The organism is Gemmatimonadota bacterium, from assembly GCA_016719105.1.
In the GTDB taxonomy this organism is placed as follows: Bacteria; Gemmatimonadota; Gemmatimonadetes; order Gemmatimonadales; family Gemmatimonadaceae; genus SCN-70-22.
The window spans coordinates 178,591-192,895 of record JADKAQ010000004.1 but is presented as its reverse complement, the minus strand read 5'-3'; the positions used below and the strand labels follow the sequence as shown (position 1 = coordinate 192,895).

The window sequence follows — 14,305 nt, the reverse complement described above, 5'->3', positions numbered from 1 at the left end:
GTCAGTTCCCTCCCTTCGACGCGTGGATCGCCTGCCAGATCTTGGGAGGCGTCAGCGGCATGTCGAGGTGGGTGATGCCGAAGGGTGAGAGGGCGTCATTGACCGCGTTGGCAACGGCGGCGGTCGAGGCGATCGTTCCCGCCTCGCCAGCCCCCTTCACGCCTAACGGGTTGACGGGAGACGGCGTGCAGGTCGCGCCCGTCTCGAAGTTCGGGAGGAACTCCGCCTTGGGGAGCGCGTAGTTCATCATCGAGCCGGTCAGCAGCTGGCCGTTGGAGTCGTACTGCGCCCCTTCCCACAGCGCCTGCGCGGTGCCCTGCGCAATGCCGCCATGGAGCTGCCCCTCGACGATCATCGGATTGATGATGTTGCCGAAATCGTCGACGGCCACGTAGCGGAGCACCGTGACATGGCCGGTGTCGGCGTCGACCTCGACGACGGCGATGTGCACCCCGAACGGGAAGACGAAGTTCCCCGGGTTGAAGAAGGTCGTCGCTTCGAGCCCCGGCTCCATCTCCGGCGGCAGGTTGTGCGCGAGATACGCCGCCAGGGCGACCTCACCGAAGCCCTTCGAGCGCGACGGCGATCCCTTCACGAAGTAGTTGCCGCCGGCGAAGTCCACGTCCTCCGGCGCCGCCTCGAGCAGGTGCGCCGCGATGCGCCGCCCCTTCTCCTTGATCTTCTGCAACGAGTTGAAGAGCGCCGCCCCACCGACCGCGCCGGAACGCGACCCGTAGGTCCCCATGCCGAAGGGGACGCGCCCCGTGTCGCCGTGCACGATCTCGACGTCGTCGATCCCGCATCCCAGCTCCTGGGCCGCGATCTGCGCGAACGTCGTTTCGTGCCCCTGTCCGTGCGAGTGTGACCCCGTCAGTACCGTCACCTTGCCGGTGGGATGGATGCGCACCACCCCCGACTCGTAGAGCCCCGCCTGCGCCCCTAACGAGCCGACGATGTGCGACGGCGCGAGACCGCACGCCTCGATGTACGCCGAGAGGCCGATGCCGATGTACTTCCCCTGGGTGCGCCCGGTCGCCTGCATCGCGCGCAGCCCCGTGTAGTCGATCATCGCCAGCGCCTTGTCGAGCGCGGGCTCGTAGTTGCCGCTGTCGTACTGCAGCGCCACCGCCGTCTGGAACGGGAAGGCGTTCGCGGGAATCAGGTTGCGCCGCCGCAACTCGGCGGGGTCGATCCCCAGCTGCTTCGCCGCTACGTCCATCGTCCGCTCGAGCAGGTACGTCGCCTCGGGGCGACCGGCGCCGCGATAGGCGTCGACCGGTGTCGTGTGCGTGTAGGCCGCCGTCACGTCGACGTGGATCGCCGGGATGTTGTACTGCCCGGAGAGCAGCGTGCCGTACAGGTACGTCGGCACGGCCGGGGCGAAGAGCGTGAGGTAGGCCCCGAGGTTCGCGATCGTCTTCACGCGCAATCCGACGATCTTCCCGCCCGCATCGAACGCCATCTCGACGTCGGTGTCGTGGTCACGGCCGTGCGCGTCGGTCAGGAACGACTCGCTGCGCGTCGCCGTCCACTTCACGGGGCGGCCCAGCGTCTTCGACGCCCACGCCACCACGCACTCCTCGGGATAGATGAAGATCTTGGAGCCGAAACCGCCGCCGACGTCAGGCGCAATCACGCGGAACTTGTGCTCAGGCAACCCGAGCACGAAGGCCCCCATGATGAGGCGGTGCACGTGCGGGTTCTGCGACGTCACGTACAGCGTGAGCTCATCGGCCGCCGCGTCGTAGTTGGCGAGCGACGCCCGCGGCTCGATGGCGTTGGCGATGAGGCGCTGGTTGACGAGGTGCGTCTTCACCACCGTCGCGGCCCCGGCGATCGCCGCATCGGTCGCGGCCGCGTCGCCTAACGCCCACGTGAAGACGACGTTCCCCGGCGCATCGGGATGCACCTGCGGGGCCCCTGGCTTGAGGGCGGCAACGGCATCGGCCACCGCCGGATGATCGCTGTAGTCGACCATCACCTGGTCGGCCGCATCGCGGGCAAGCGTCGGCGAGTCGGCGATCACCACCGCCACCGCATTCCCGACGTGCGCCACCTTCCCCACCGCCAATGGACGGAACTCGGCGATCTTGATCCCCGGGTGCAGCCACCCGGGCGGGATCGGGTTCACTCCCGACGCCTTCATGTCCTCGCCGGTGAGCACCGCGTGCACCCCTGGCATCGCCAGCGCGGCGCTAGCATCGATGGAATTGATGGTCGCGTTGGCATGCGGCGAGCGCACGAACGCGGCGTACGTCTGACCCGGGAACTTCACGTCATCCGTGTAGCGCCCCTTCCCCGTGATGAACCGGGGATCCTCCTTGCGCCTGATGCTCGCGCCAATCAGCGAGGCGCCCGGTTCTGCTGTCGTAGCCATGTGTGATCCTCAGTCGGCGGCGACGGCAGAGCCGCCCGCCATGGTGTGCGCGGCCTGCTGCACCGCCTTCACGATGTTCTGGTAGCCCGTGCAACGGCACAGGTTCCCCTCGAGGGCGTGCCGGATCTCGGACTCCGTCGGATTGGGGTTGTGCGACAGCAGGTCCACGCTCGACATGATCATCCCGGGCGTGCAGAAGCCGCACTGCAACCCGTGCGCCTCGCGGAAGGCCGCCTGCAACGGGTGCAACTGCCCGTTTGTCTCGAGCCCTTCCACGGTGGTCACGCTCGCGCCGTTGGCCTGCACCGCCAGGACGGTGCACGACTTCACGCCGCGACCATCCAACAGCACCGTGCATGCGCCGCACTGGCTGGTATCGCAACCGACGTGCGTGCCCGTCAGGCCAAGCGCATCGCGCAGGAAGTGGACGAGCAAGGTGCGCGGCTCGACGTCGCGCGTATACGCACGCCCGTTCACCGAGACGTTGATCTCTGCCATGCTGAAGCTCCGGAAGGAGGGAGGTCATCCCGCGCCCGTCAACCGAGGCGCGAGACCGCTAGCATGGCGCGCAATCGCGGACCCGTCAAGCAACCACGTCACGCATCGCACCCCGACGCATCGGTGGGAGGGGCACCACACTCGCTCCCCCCCTCCCGCTCACCTCACCGCGACGGCACGTGCCGCAACACCTTCCCGGGACGGGCCGCCGTCATCGTTCCCCCCGACACGACCGGGACCCCGTTCACCAGCACGTCGCCGATACCGGCGGGATACTGGTGCGGATCGGCGAACGTTGCCCGGTCGGCCACGGTCGCCGCGTCGAAGACCACGAGGTCGGCCGAGGCCCCCTCGGCAATCACCCCGCGCCCCGTTAGGCCGAGCCGGGCGGCCGGCATGCCGGTCATCTTGTGCACCCCCTCCTCGAGCGTCAGCAGCCCGACCTCGCGCACATAGCGCCCCAGCACCCGCGGGAAGGTCCCGTACGCCCGCGGATGTGCCGCCCCTTCACCCGGGACGGTGAGCCGACCGTCAGACGCAATCATCGTCTGGGGATGCTGCATGATCCGCCGCACGTCGCCCTCGTCGATCACGTGGTAGATCATCGTCGCCCCCCCGTTGAGCTGCCCCTCGACGACCAGCGGCGCCGCCCCTTCGGGCGTCGTCGGGACGCCGCGCTGCGTCGCCCAATCGAACAGCGTCTTCCCCTCCAGCGCCGGCTGCCACGCCACCCGGCCGAACTGCACCCGACGGATGTCGCCCCCCCCACGGTCGTTGACGATGTAGTCGATCACCCCGCGCAGGATGCTGTCGCGCAGGACCGGGTCGCGCATGCGACGGGCGAGGGCGCTGTCGCCGTCGGCCAACGCCCACGGCGGGATGAGCACCGAGAGCCCGGTCTGGCTCGCCGTGTACGGATACTGGTCGATCATCACGTCGATCCCCGCGGCGCGCGCCGAGTCGACCATCGCCAGGGTCCGCACCGATTGCCCCCACATCGCCTTGCCGATCGCCTTGTGATGCGTGAGGACGATCGGGATGCGCGCCTCCCGCCCGATCCGAATCGCCTCGCCGACCCCCTCGAACAGCCCCAGCCCCTCCTCGCGCAGGTGCGACGTGTAGATCCCACCGCGCGCGGCGGCCACTCGCGAGAGCGCCACGACCTCGTCGGTCGCCGAATAGAAGCCGGGGATGTAGCGCAGCCCGGTGCTGAGGCCAAAGGCGCCGTCGCGCATCCCCTCCTCGACCAGCGCCTGCATGCGCGCCAGCTCCGGTGCGGTGGGGGCGCGATCGGCGAGCCCCATCACCCGCGTGCGGATCGCGTTGTGGCCGACGAGGTACGCGACGTTGATGCCGAGCCCGGCCCGCTGCGCCGAATCCATGTACGGCGCCAGCGGCAGTGGACTCCCGCCATCGGGGCCGCCGAGGGCCAGCGTCACCCCCTGCCGCACGTGGCTTTCAGCGGCCGGCAGGCGCAAGAGCGGTTCGAGGTGTGCGTGCAGGTCGATGAACCCCGGCGCCACGATGCGCCCAGTGGCGTCGATCACCCGGCGTGCGCCCGTCGGGTCGATCGGGGTCGTCGACACGCGCGCAATGCGATCCCCTTGCACGGCGACGTCGGCGCGGTATCGCGCGCGCCCCGTGCCATCGACGACGGTGCCGCCGCGAATCAGGAGGTCGTAGGGCGGCCCGCTTTGCCCCTGCGCGAGCCCGGCAGCTGCACACGAGAGGATCGGGACGGCGACGAGCACCGACGTCCACCAGCGACGAGAGGAGCGCACGAACACGAGCAGGCCTCGGGAAAGGGGACGCGAGGGAAGCTGTCGCCCCGCGCGCCCCTCGGCAAACTCAGCTGCCGCGCGTCTCCGGCTCCGTCACGACCGTCCGTGCCTCGTAGCTCACCCACCACCGGTGCTCGCCCCCCGGTTCGACCCATGCCGCGCTCTTCCAGTCGCCGAGGGCGTCGCTCAAGGCGTCGGGGGCGCCGATGCACGGGGCCAGCGAGAGGTTGAGATACGGCTCCTCGCGCCGAAACGGGGTCCACCCCTTCTTGTTGAGCCAGACGCCGACGTGGCTCACGAGCGTGGGATCGAATCGCATCGCCAGCTCCTGGTTCCCCTCGCGCAGCGTCGCCCACCCCTCGGGCATGTCGACGAAGAGCTTGCAGGCGTACCGCTTGGCGGCGGCGAACGGGTGGCTGAAGTCGTAGACCTTCCCGCTGCCGCGGATGAACGGCCAGCGATGCTCGGAGCGCACTTCGCCGAGTTCGATCTCGTGTCGCGCGAAGACGCGCAGCCGGGCGCCTTCCGGGAGGACCACGCGCGTCTCGGCGCTCATCGGGAACATCGGGTGCGCCGCCCAGAGGAACGGGAGGCGCTCAGTGCCGTCGTTGGCCAGGGCGTACTCCATGTGCACCGTTCCGTCAGGCGCAACCCTGATGTCCCGTTGCAGTCGGTACGGGAAGCGCACGCCGCGCCAGGTGAGGATGGCACGCTGTCCGTCGGCCCCGGTGCGCACGGTGAGCACCGGTTCCTGCGACCAGAGCTCGCCGTGGTCCGGCAGCTCGATGCCGCCGAAGGCGCGGACCCATCCGGGGACGCGGCACGCCGACACCGTCGGGAAGCACTCGTCGAATCCCCCGCTGTCGCCCGACTCCAGGTACGAGGTCCCGTCGATCCCCCGCGACAGCGGCACGATGTCGCTCGTCCACAGCCACTGCCGTCCGCCCATCTCCAGTTCGGTGAGCTTGCCACCTAACGACGGGACGATGACGACGCGCGAACCCCCGCCCCGCAGCTCCAGGAAGCCGAAGTCGGCGGCGGTCGGAAAGGCAGGGCGAGCCTTCGAGAGGAACGGGAACTTCACACGATCGAATCTACGGCGATGCCGCGCGTGGCGAAGATGCGCGCCACCGCTTCCCCGATCTTGTTGTTGGGCGTGCTGGCGCCGGCCGTCAGCCCCACGCGCACGGCCCCGCTCGGCGGGAGCCAATCGGTCGCGTCCGCTTCCACGTGTTTCACCCCGGCCACCCGATAGTGGAGCGAGCGCGTCGCCGGTTCGATCGCCTCCGCGTCCTCGACGTGGTACGAGGGGACGTGCTCGGCGCACAGCGCCGCGAGCGAGATCGTGTTGCTGGAATTGAACCCTCCGACCACGACCATCGCGTCGAGCGGCTCCTTCAGCAGTTCGTTGACCGCGTCCTGCCGATCCTGCGTCGCCGAGCAGATCGTGTCGAAGGTCCGGAAGTTCGCCGCGCGATACTCCGGGCCGAACGCTCGCGCCATCGCCTCGCCGGCCACCTCGCCGATCTCCAGCGACTCGCGGGCGAGCATCGTGGTCTGGTTGGCGACCCCGATGCGGCGCAGGTGCAGATCCGGGTCGAAGCCCGGGGAGGCGGCCTTGGCGAATCGATGGGCGAACGCCTCGCGCGCCGCCGCGTTGACCGCCCCGGCCCCCAACGACGTGATGTAGGCGCAGACCGCCTCCGCCTCCGACATGTCGCGCACGACCAGGTAGTGCCCGCCGGGATACTTGAGCACCTGAGACGCCGTGGCCCGCGTCTCCTCGTGGTAGTACTTCCCGTGGATGAGGGAGGTGAAGCCGTCACGCGCGTACGCTTCCACGCGTTTCCAGACGTTGAGCACGCTCCCGCAGGTGGTGTCGACCATCACCCCCCCGCGCTCGCGCAGCGCCGCGAAGTCGGCAACCGTCACGCCGAACGCGGGGAGGATCACGACATCTTCAGGAGCGACGACGGAAAAGTCGAAGCGCGGCTCACCGTCCCGCGCTCCCTCCAGCGGCTCGAGGATCTCGATCCCCATGCGCCGCAGGTTGTCGTTGACGTGGGGATTGTGGATGATCTCCCCCAGCAGGAAGAGGCGCCGGTCCGGGAACTTGCGCCGCGTCTGGTACGCATACTCCACCGCGCGGTCGACGCCGTAGCAGAAGCCGAATTCCTTGGCCAGCCGGACGGTCACGTCGCCCGCTGTCAACGTGTAGTCTCGCGCACGCAGGAGGTCGACGAGCCGTCCCGTGTAGTCGGCGGCCAGGTCGTCGCGGACTTCCGACCCCAGGCCGAATCCCTTGCGGTAGTAGCTATCGGGCGGAGTGGCAGGCGTGCTCATTGGACGTTCTCCAGGCGCGTCGCGCGCGCCTCGTCAACACGGAATCGAACCGGGGCGAGTGTCTCCAGGAAGGCCGGCGGCCAGCGCTTGACACGGATCGCGTCGCCGCGCTCCGGGCCGTCGTGCACGCAGACGAGGACGAGGAAGCCCTCCATGCGCAGCGCCCCACCGTCGCCGTACGCGTCGAAGTTGAGGCGCAACGAGCTCCCGCCCACTTCCGACACGTACACGTGCAGCTCCAGGAGCTCGTCCAGGCGCGGCGGCGACGGAAACTCGAGGTGCATCACCCGCCTCGGCAGCGTGATCCCGAAGCGTTCGGCAAAGGCGGCGTAGCCGATGCCGAGCGACCGGAACATCTCCGACTCGCCCAACTCGAAAAAGCGGGTGTAGGCGTCGTAGCGAATGATCCCCATGGGATCGCAATCGCCCCATCGCACGCGTTCGTGAATGATGAACGGCGCGCGCCGCATCAGGCCCCCGTCGCGGTGGCGGTGGCCACGTCCACGCCATCCCAGTAGTCGGAGGCGATGAGCGGCGACAAGGCGTAGGTCACGAGGATCTCGTACGCCCTCTGCCGGTCGATCAGGCCATTGGTCAGGATGCCCACCGCGCCGGCGCCATGCTTGGTATCCCGTCCGCCGGTGATGATGTCCATCGCGTGGCCGAGTTCGACGCCGCGCCGCACGAGTTCCGCGACCGCGGGCGGTAGCGGCATGGCCAGCGACCCGCCGATGAACTCGCGTCCGTCGCGCAACGCGACGGCGGCCCACGCACAGGTGTGCATCGTCACGCCGTCATCATCGACGACGCCACCCTCGATCCCGATCCCGATGTCCGCATCGAGCGCGGCGCGCGCGGCACGCGCGCGCGTGGCGGCGCCGCGGCGCGTCTCGTCGTCGCCGCGCGGCTGGTCGGGAACGCCGGACGCCACGGCCACGCCCTCGATGCGCGCCGCCGCCTGCCACTGCCTAACGACTTGCGTCACCGCCCCGACCTTGACCGGGTTGCGGGAGCCCACGGCGATGCGCGGCGCGTGCGGGAAATGCATGGACGACGACGAGGGTTCGGGGCACACCGGTCCGGTCGGACCGGCGGGGGAAATCTAAGGGGCGGCAGGGACCGACGGCGCTCCTTGCTCCCGTTCGGGGGGCGGGATAAGCTAGGGCGCCCATGCCATCCCTCCACGCGCACGCCCCGCTGCATGCTGTACGGCCGTCGCCCCACTCGCGCGCCGTGCCATCCCCGTTCATCCTCATCGGTGAACGGCTCTGGCTCGACTTCGTGAACACCGACGACGTGCGACGCAGCGCGCGCCTCGACCTGCTGCGGGACTTCGAAGCGCTCGTGCGCTTTCTCGAGGTGGTCGGGATTCTCGACGCGGAGCGTGCACTGGGGATGCGGCGACGCGCCCAGCAGCAACCGGCGGGCGCCGCGGCCGCACTGGTCGATGCGCGACGCGTGCGCGCCGCCATGCGAGCACTCGCCGAGCGGGGCGCCAACTCCGAACGAGTCCGGGGCGATGCGCTCGCCGAAATCAACCGCGTGCTCGGGCGCAGCGCGGGAACGCGCCGCGTCGAGAGCCGCGCCGATGGGTCGTTCGCGCGTGCCTTCGTGCCGGTCGGCGACGCCTTCGCCGGACTGATCATCCCCGTCGTCGAGTCCGCGGCCGACTCGCTCATCGCCGGCGAACTGCTGCGGGTGCGGCGCTGCGGCGACCCCCGCTGTTCGCGCGTCTTCTTCGACGCCACGCGCAACGGGCGCCGGCGCTGGTGCGACATGGCCACCTGCGGCAACCGCGCCAAGGCAGCGCGCTTTCGCGAGCGCGAGCGTCAGGGCGACGAGCTGCCCCGCGCGGGGAACGGCGACGCGCACGGCGATCCGAGCCAGGCCTGAACGGCAGCGGGGGCGGGGGCGCCATGCTGCGCTCCCGCCCCCGCCCGAATATCCGTCGCCTCGCCCTAGCCGTTAGGCAGGGCGCTCGTGCGGATGTATCCCATCTCCGTCGCGTAACTGCGCAACTTCTTCTGCAGGATCCGGCGCCCACGGAACAGGCGCGACTTCACCGTCCCCTCGGGGACGCCGAGGACCTGTGCGACTTCGGCGTACCGCATCCCCTGCACGTCGCTGAGCATCACCGCCGAGCGGTACTCGCCAGGCAGGGCCTGGATCGCGGCCACCACCTGCTCGTCGATGAACGAGTTGTAAAACGCCCCTTCGGGATCGGTCTCGCCGACCGGCTCGAACGGTGCGCCGCCATCGGAATCGTCCGGCGCCAGCACTTCACGCGCATCGATGCGCCGCTTGCGGCTGACGAAGAGGTGATAGAGGATCGTGAACAGCCAGGCGCGGATGTTGGTCCCCAACCGGTACTGCTCCCACCGCTCGAGCGCGCGTAGCATCGTGTCGGACACCAGGTCCTCGGCGTCGTCGCGCGAACGCGAGAGCTTGAGCGCGAAGCTGTAGAGGGCATCGAGATGCAGCATCGCCTCGCGCTCGAACTCCGCGCGGCGCAGCAGGTCGGCCCGGGAGATGCGCGCCGGACTGGGCGACGCCTCCGACGTCGGCTCATCGACGAGGTACTCGCTCGCGAGGTCGCCCTCATCCAGCGACCGCTCGGTCGGCAACCCTTCGATCTCCGCCAGCCGCGTCATGTCGACACCCCCTCGCGCATGTGCATCGCGACGAAGCGCTTGAGGTCGGCCGCAATTCCCCGCAGCATCTCGGCGTCGCGGCTGACCTTGGACATCATCAACGCCCCTTCGAGCGTGGCGATGATGAAGCGCGCGAGGCGCCCGGTGTCCGCGTCCTCGACAAGGAACGGACGCGCCTCCCACAGCAACGACTGGATCTGCGACGCCCAACGCTCGAAGACGAGCGTGAGGCGCTCGCGGAATCCCTCGTGCATGTCGGCCATCTCCGACGCGAGGTTCCCGAACGGCGAGCCGATACGGAAGCCGCGCTCCGTCTGCAGCGCCACCAGCGAATCGATGAACAGGTTGAGCCGCTCGATCGGTTCGATCATCGGCTCGCGAAGGATCGCCAGGCCGCGTTCGGCGAACTTCTCGAACTGCCGGCTCAGGACTTCGAGCCCAAGCTGGTCCTTGGACTTGAAGTAGTGATAGAAGTGGCTCTTGCCACTCAGGGAGGCGCGGTCGATGACGTCGTCGATCGAGGTTCGCTTGAACCCTCGCTCGGCGATCAGCACGGCGGCGGCGTCGATGATTCGAGATCTGGTTTCGTTCACGGCGGCAGTATAGGACCATAGAGTCCGATCGGCAAGAACGAAAAGGCGACAATTTCTGTATGCATTGAGGAGAGAATCGCGTAACCCTCACGGCTGATGGACCTTGCGCGGACACTCGACCGGTCTGACAACTCGCACCTCGGGACCGTCCGTCCGAGGGATCGCGGCGCCTTGCTTGGAATATGGGCGCCGAAGGACGGGCAGGCTCCGCGTGTCGAGCGCGATGGATGCTCGGCGTCTCGACCGGTAGCTTCCCGCGCATGCGCACCGTGACGGTCGAACGCACCTACCTCCAGCTCCTCGCGCCTGGCGCCGAGCGCGCGGCCCCGAAGCCGCTCGCGGACGCCAGCATCGCCGAGGAGTCGCCCTGCTCGGTGGAGACCTATCGCGAACTCTACCGCGAGGTGGGGCGAGCCTACTTCTGGCTGGACCGCCTGTCGTGGAGCGATGAGGTGCTCGCGACCTACCTCGCCCGGCCGGATGTCCGGATCTGGATCCTCCGCGATGCGGACGGGATCGGAGGGTACTTCGAGCTCGCGATGGGGACCGATCGCGCCGTCGAAGTCGCGTACTTCGGACTCGTCCCCTCTCGCCATGGGCGCGGGCTCGGCCGTGCCCTGCTCGCGCGCGCCATCGACGAGGGGTGGGAGTGGGGGGCGTCGCGCATCTGGCTACACACTTGCACGCTCGACGGCCCGGCCGCCCTCCCCAACTACCTCGCGCGCGGCTTCGTCCCGTTCAAGCGCGAGACGTACGTAGCCGTTCTCCCCGACGCGTGACCTCCGCGTCGCACCCGATGTGGCGGCGCTGCCGCTGCCATCGTGGCGGCGTGCATGGTGCCGGCACTGACGTCAGGCGACGCACACCGCGCTAGCGCCCGCGCCGTCCTCCACCGCCACGCCCCTTCCGGTCGTCGCGGCCGCGTCCGTCTCCCCCTCGTCCCCCACCTGGGCGTCCGTGCCGACGCTCACGCGCAAACTGTCCGCGCACGTCGGCGGCGTCTCGTTCACGACGACGCCGGTGACGCTCTTCGTCCCGTTCCTCTCGGCCGGCATGACGTTCATCGGGCGACCACGGGCGGTCGAGCAGTTCCTGCAACTCGCGCAGCGTCGCGGCGCGCACGCTCCCCCGCTGCCCTCGGTGCACGACGAAACGCAGCGGGCGATCCAGGCGCGGGAGTTCCTCGTCCACGAGGGTCCGCGCCAGCTTCTCGGGGAGGACCAGCCGCGCGACGCCGACCGTTGCCGGACGCCCGTCCTCGCCACCCCCCTCCTCCACGTCGTACTCGATCCCCACCGGCTTGTTGCGCAGGTCGAGGTGCCCGGGGAGCGCCAGCAGGCGCTCGCGCTCCTCCGGCGAGACCCACCCCGTCCGCGGCAATCGCAGGGGCGCCCCCCGGTACTCCCGGATCGATCGCACCTCGCCTAACGCCTCCTCGTACATCGCCGTCAGCTCGGCGAGCCCGAGTCGCGGCGTGGCCCCGGCGGAGCGCCGGTACAGCTCACGTGCTTCCTCGATGGCCGCACGATTGCGCTTGACGGCCACGTGCCGAGTCTCGCCTCGCGCCAGCGCCTCGGCGATCGCACGTCGCGCCGCCTGCTCCTGCCCCTCGGGGAACTCGTCGAGCACGTCCTCGTCGCGCTCGAGATCGAAGCCGAAGTAGGTCAGCCGCGACTCGCGAATGAGGGCGTCGCGCTTGCCGCGCCCATCGTACGTGAGGCGGGACTCGCCGCGCTGCGCGTACTTTCGCACGAGCCCCATCGGGACCTGCGTCCCCTCGATCGCCGCGCGCGGGACCCCATGACGGTCAGCGAAGTATCGCAGCGACCCCGCCACCGCCCCCCACGACCCGCAGACGCTGCTCTTCGAGACGCGGGCCTCCTGCCCGTCCACGGTCGCCTCGTCGATCACGAGGTCGAACGGCATGATGCGCGCGACGAGATCGCAGAACGCGCGACGGACCTCGTCGGTCACCAGCGGCATCACGTCGGGGAGCGGGAGGCCGACGCCACGATACACCGACGCCATCGCGAGGGCCGTATCCTCGATGGCCTTGACCAGCACACCGCGACGATCGGCCCAGCGATTGATCTCGGCCTCGTCGAAGAGCTGCCGCGGCAACCCGTACACTTCGCCCATGTAGCCGGCCTTCGCGAACGCTTCGGCATACACGTTGTAGGCCGTGAGGTGGTCGCTCCCCGAGACGATGAGCCCGCCCAGGTCGCGCTCGTCGCGCGTCATCCGGTGCAGCGACTCCACGCTGGCCATCACGGCGAGGTACGGCATCAACGTGTCCTCGCCGTGCACGATCAGCTCCGCCCACTCGCGCTCCACGGGGAGCTTCTCGACCAGGCGCCCGTACCGCGACAGGCGCCCGTTCTCGATGACGCCGCGCCCCTCGAGGTGCTGCAGCGCGCGCCGATAGGCGCCGCGGTCGAGCGGGACGGGGAGGTCGAGTTCATCGGCGCGGACCCCGAGGTCGGCACAGGTGAGCGCCACGCGCTCTGAATCACCCGCCAGCTGAAAATCGGGCTCGGTGGGCCGGAGCGACGACCAGTGCAGGTCGCGGTCGCTCAGGATGTAGACCTTCCCGTCGTCGACGCGCCCGTGCACGCGCCCCGCCATCTGCAAGATCTCGTTGTTCCCGAGATGCGTGCGCGTGAGGACGTTCTTCCCGCGCTCCACCACGTTCGTGAAGCGCGTGTCGTCGATGATGACGGTATCGAGTCCCTTGATGTTCAGCGCGCTCTGCCCCGCCGCGGTCATCGCCAGGAAGAAGGGCTTCTCCACCCCCTCCTCCAGGAATGGGCGGATGACGCGGATCGGCTCGCCGCCGTGGTAGAAGGCCGAGGTGATGCGCCGGAACCGGTCGGCCACCAGTCCCGCCACCTGCTCCACGGCGGCACGCGTGGGGAGGAACATCCCGACGCCACGCTTCTGCTTCATCACCTGCTGCAGGAACTTGTCGTCGAGGAAGTCGGATGGGTCCTTGCGCACGACGCGGACGTCCGCCGCCTTGCGCGGGTCGAAGGCCGTGGACTGGATCACCGCCGACGACTGCAGGTACTGTGCGTAGAAGCGCGGATCGACGGTGGCCGAGAGCCAGATGAAGCGGCAGCCGACCCGCTTGCCTAACGCGAGGCAGAGCTCGAGTTCGGCAGACGTCTGGTGGATCTCGTCGATGACCAGTGTATCGCGGGAGAGGATGTCGCCGTCCTGGAACCAGCGGCGCGCGATCCCCGTCGTCACCACGATCACGTTCCACGTGGGCGTCTCGGGGGTCGCCTCGCGCTCGCGATTGATCACGCCGATGCGCAGCGTCTCGGTGCGCAGGATCGCCTGCGCGATGGGACGCACCGCGAGCGTCTTCCCGGTCCCGGTGCCGGCCACGATGCCGAAGCCCGTCCCCGACGCCGCCAGCGCGCGCACTTCCGCGCCGTGCTCCCGCTCGATAACGGTGTCGAGATGCAGGCCTAACGCGATCTCGATGGTTTCGCACGCCGCCCGCGTCGGCGCGATGATGATGACCCGCCCCGTCGGCGGCTCGGCCGCAACGAAGGCGTCATGGTCCGGCGGGAGCGAGCGATCCTGGACGGCGCGAAGCACGCCGTAATCTACTCGCCGGGACGCCTCGGCTTGCTCCCCTTGCCGGTCGCTTTCTCGTCGCGCTCCGTCTTGTCTCCCTTTCGGGCCCGCGGGCCGTCCTCCGGGAAGATCACGCGACCGTTCGAGGGACGGTTCTTGATGGCGCTCGCGCAGTCGGTCGGGGCAGGCTGCTGCGACGGCGGGACGTTGTCGATCCAGATGCGGCACATCCCCTCGGGCGGGAGATACGACGCCGGGATCTCCTCGCGCCCCTCCGCCTTCGCCTTGATTGGCACGAGCGAGCGGACCGGCGGCGGCCCCTGCGCGTCGGCCTGCGCCGGCAGCAACGCCGCCCCCAACATCATCGTCACCGCCAAGCCGAGTCGAGAGATCACCGCTGCTCCATGCGAATCGGGAATCGAACTACCCGTGTGACGGTGCACGGAAAGTGCCTCGCCGTCGCCCCGTTCGGCAAGT

13 protein-coding genes are annotated in these 14,305 nt (G+C 69.5%); 2 read left to right on the top strand and 11 right to left on the bottom strand.

What is annotated here, in order from left to right:
- Position 1: 1 nt before the first annotated feature.
- From IPN47_08895 to yjjX, 7 genes are all read right to left on the bottom strand, one after another.
- Positions 2-2,377 carry a molybdopterin-dependent oxidoreductase gene (locus IPN47_08895; protein MBK9408152.1) on the bottom strand — a complete coding sequence of 792 codons (2,376 nt, stop codon included), beginning with the start codon at positions 2,375-2,377 and terminating at the stop codon, positions 2-4.
- Positions 2,378-2,386: 9 nt separating this feature from the next.
- On the bottom strand, positions 2,387-2,875 hold the full coding sequence (locus tag IPN47_08890) for a (2Fe-2S)-binding protein (protein ID MBK9408151.1): 489 nt from the start codon (positions 2,873-2,875) through the stop codon (positions 2,387-2,389).
- A gap of 164 nt (positions 2,876-3,039) precedes the next feature.
- Complete coding sequence (locus IPN47_08885; GenBank protein MBK9408150.1) at positions 3,040-4,668, bottom strand: D-aminoacylase; 1,629 nt, start codon at positions 4,666-4,668, stop codon at positions 3,040-3,042.
- Positions 4,669-4,723: 55 nt separating this feature from the next.
- The gene (locus tag IPN47_08880; protein ID MBK9408149.1) at positions 4,724-5,740 is read right to left on the bottom strand and encodes an aldose 1-epimerase; all 1,017 of its coding nucleotides are present in this window, start codon (positions 5,738-5,740) and stop codon (positions 4,724-4,726) included.
- The gene (locus IPN47_08875) at positions 5,737-6,999 is read right to left on the bottom strand and encodes a 4-hydroxy-3-methylbut-2-enyl diphosphate reductase (protein MBK9408148.1); all 1,263 of its coding nucleotides are present in this window, start codon (positions 6,997-6,999) and stop codon (positions 5,737-5,739) included. Before IPN47_08875 ends, IPN47_08880 begins: the two co-directional genes overlap by 4 nt.
- Positions 6,996-7,469, bottom strand: coding sequence for an acyl-CoA thioesterase (locus tag IPN47_08870; GenBank protein MBK9408147.1), 474 nt, complete (start codon positions 7,467-7,469; stop codon positions 6,996-6,998). The genes IPN47_08875 and IPN47_08870 overlap by 4 nt, the downstream gene beginning before the upstream one ends.
- A complete protein-coding gene (yjjX, locus tag IPN47_08865; GenBank protein ID MBK9408146.1) occupies positions 7,469-8,047 on the bottom strand; it encodes an inosine/xanthosine triphosphatase in 579 nt (192 codons plus the stop codon). Before yjjX ends, IPN47_08870 begins: the two co-directional genes overlap by 1 nt.
- A 185-nt stretch (positions 8,048-8,232) precedes the next feature.
- Between yjjX and IPN47_08860 the strand changes: the two genes are divergently transcribed.
- Positions 8,233-8,892: a CGNR zinc finger domain-containing protein gene (locus tag IPN47_08860; GenBank protein MBK9408145.1), complete on the top strand. Its 660-nt coding sequence runs from the start codon at positions 8,233-8,235 to the stop codon at positions 8,890-8,892.
- Between the two features lie 65 nt (positions 8,893-8,957).
- Here IPN47_08860 and IPN47_08855 read toward each other — a convergent pair whose 3' ends face one another.
- Together IPN47_08855 and IPN47_08850 are read right to left on the bottom strand one after the other, a co-directional pair.
- Positions 8,958-9,650, bottom strand: coding sequence for a sigma-70 family RNA polymerase sigma factor (locus tag IPN47_08855; GenBank protein MBK9408144.1), 693 nt, complete (start codon positions 9,648-9,650; stop codon positions 8,958-8,960).
- Positions 9,647-10,243, bottom strand: coding sequence for a TetR family transcriptional regulator C-terminal domain-containing protein (locus IPN47_08850; GenBank protein ID MBK9408143.1), 597 nt, complete (start codon positions 10,241-10,243; stop codon positions 9,647-9,649). The genes IPN47_08855 and IPN47_08850 overlap by 4 nt, the downstream gene beginning before the upstream one ends.
- 227 nt (positions 10,244-10,470) lie before the next feature.
- On the opposite strand from IPN47_08850, the gene IPN47_08845 reads away from it, so the two are divergent.
- A complete protein-coding gene (locus tag IPN47_08845) occupies positions 10,471-11,022 on the top strand; it encodes a GNAT family N-acetyltransferase (GenBank protein MBK9408142.1) in 552 nt (183 codons plus the stop codon).
- Positions 11,023-11,113: 91 nt separating this feature from the next.
- Here IPN47_08845 and IPN47_08840 read toward each other — a convergent pair whose 3' ends face one another.
- Positions 11,114-13,768 (bottom strand): DEAD/DEAH box helicase, encoded by a 2,655-nt coding sequence (locus tag IPN47_08840; protein MBK9408141.1) that lies wholly within the window; start codon positions 13,766-13,768, stop codon positions 11,114-11,116.
- Positions 13,769-13,857: 89 nt separating this feature from the next.
- On the bottom strand, positions 13,858-14,223 hold the full coding sequence (locus tag IPN47_08835; protein MBK9408140.1) for a hypothetical protein: 366 nt from the start codon (positions 14,221-14,223) through the stop codon (positions 13,858-13,860).
- Positions 14,224-14,305 lie beyond the last annotated feature (82 nt).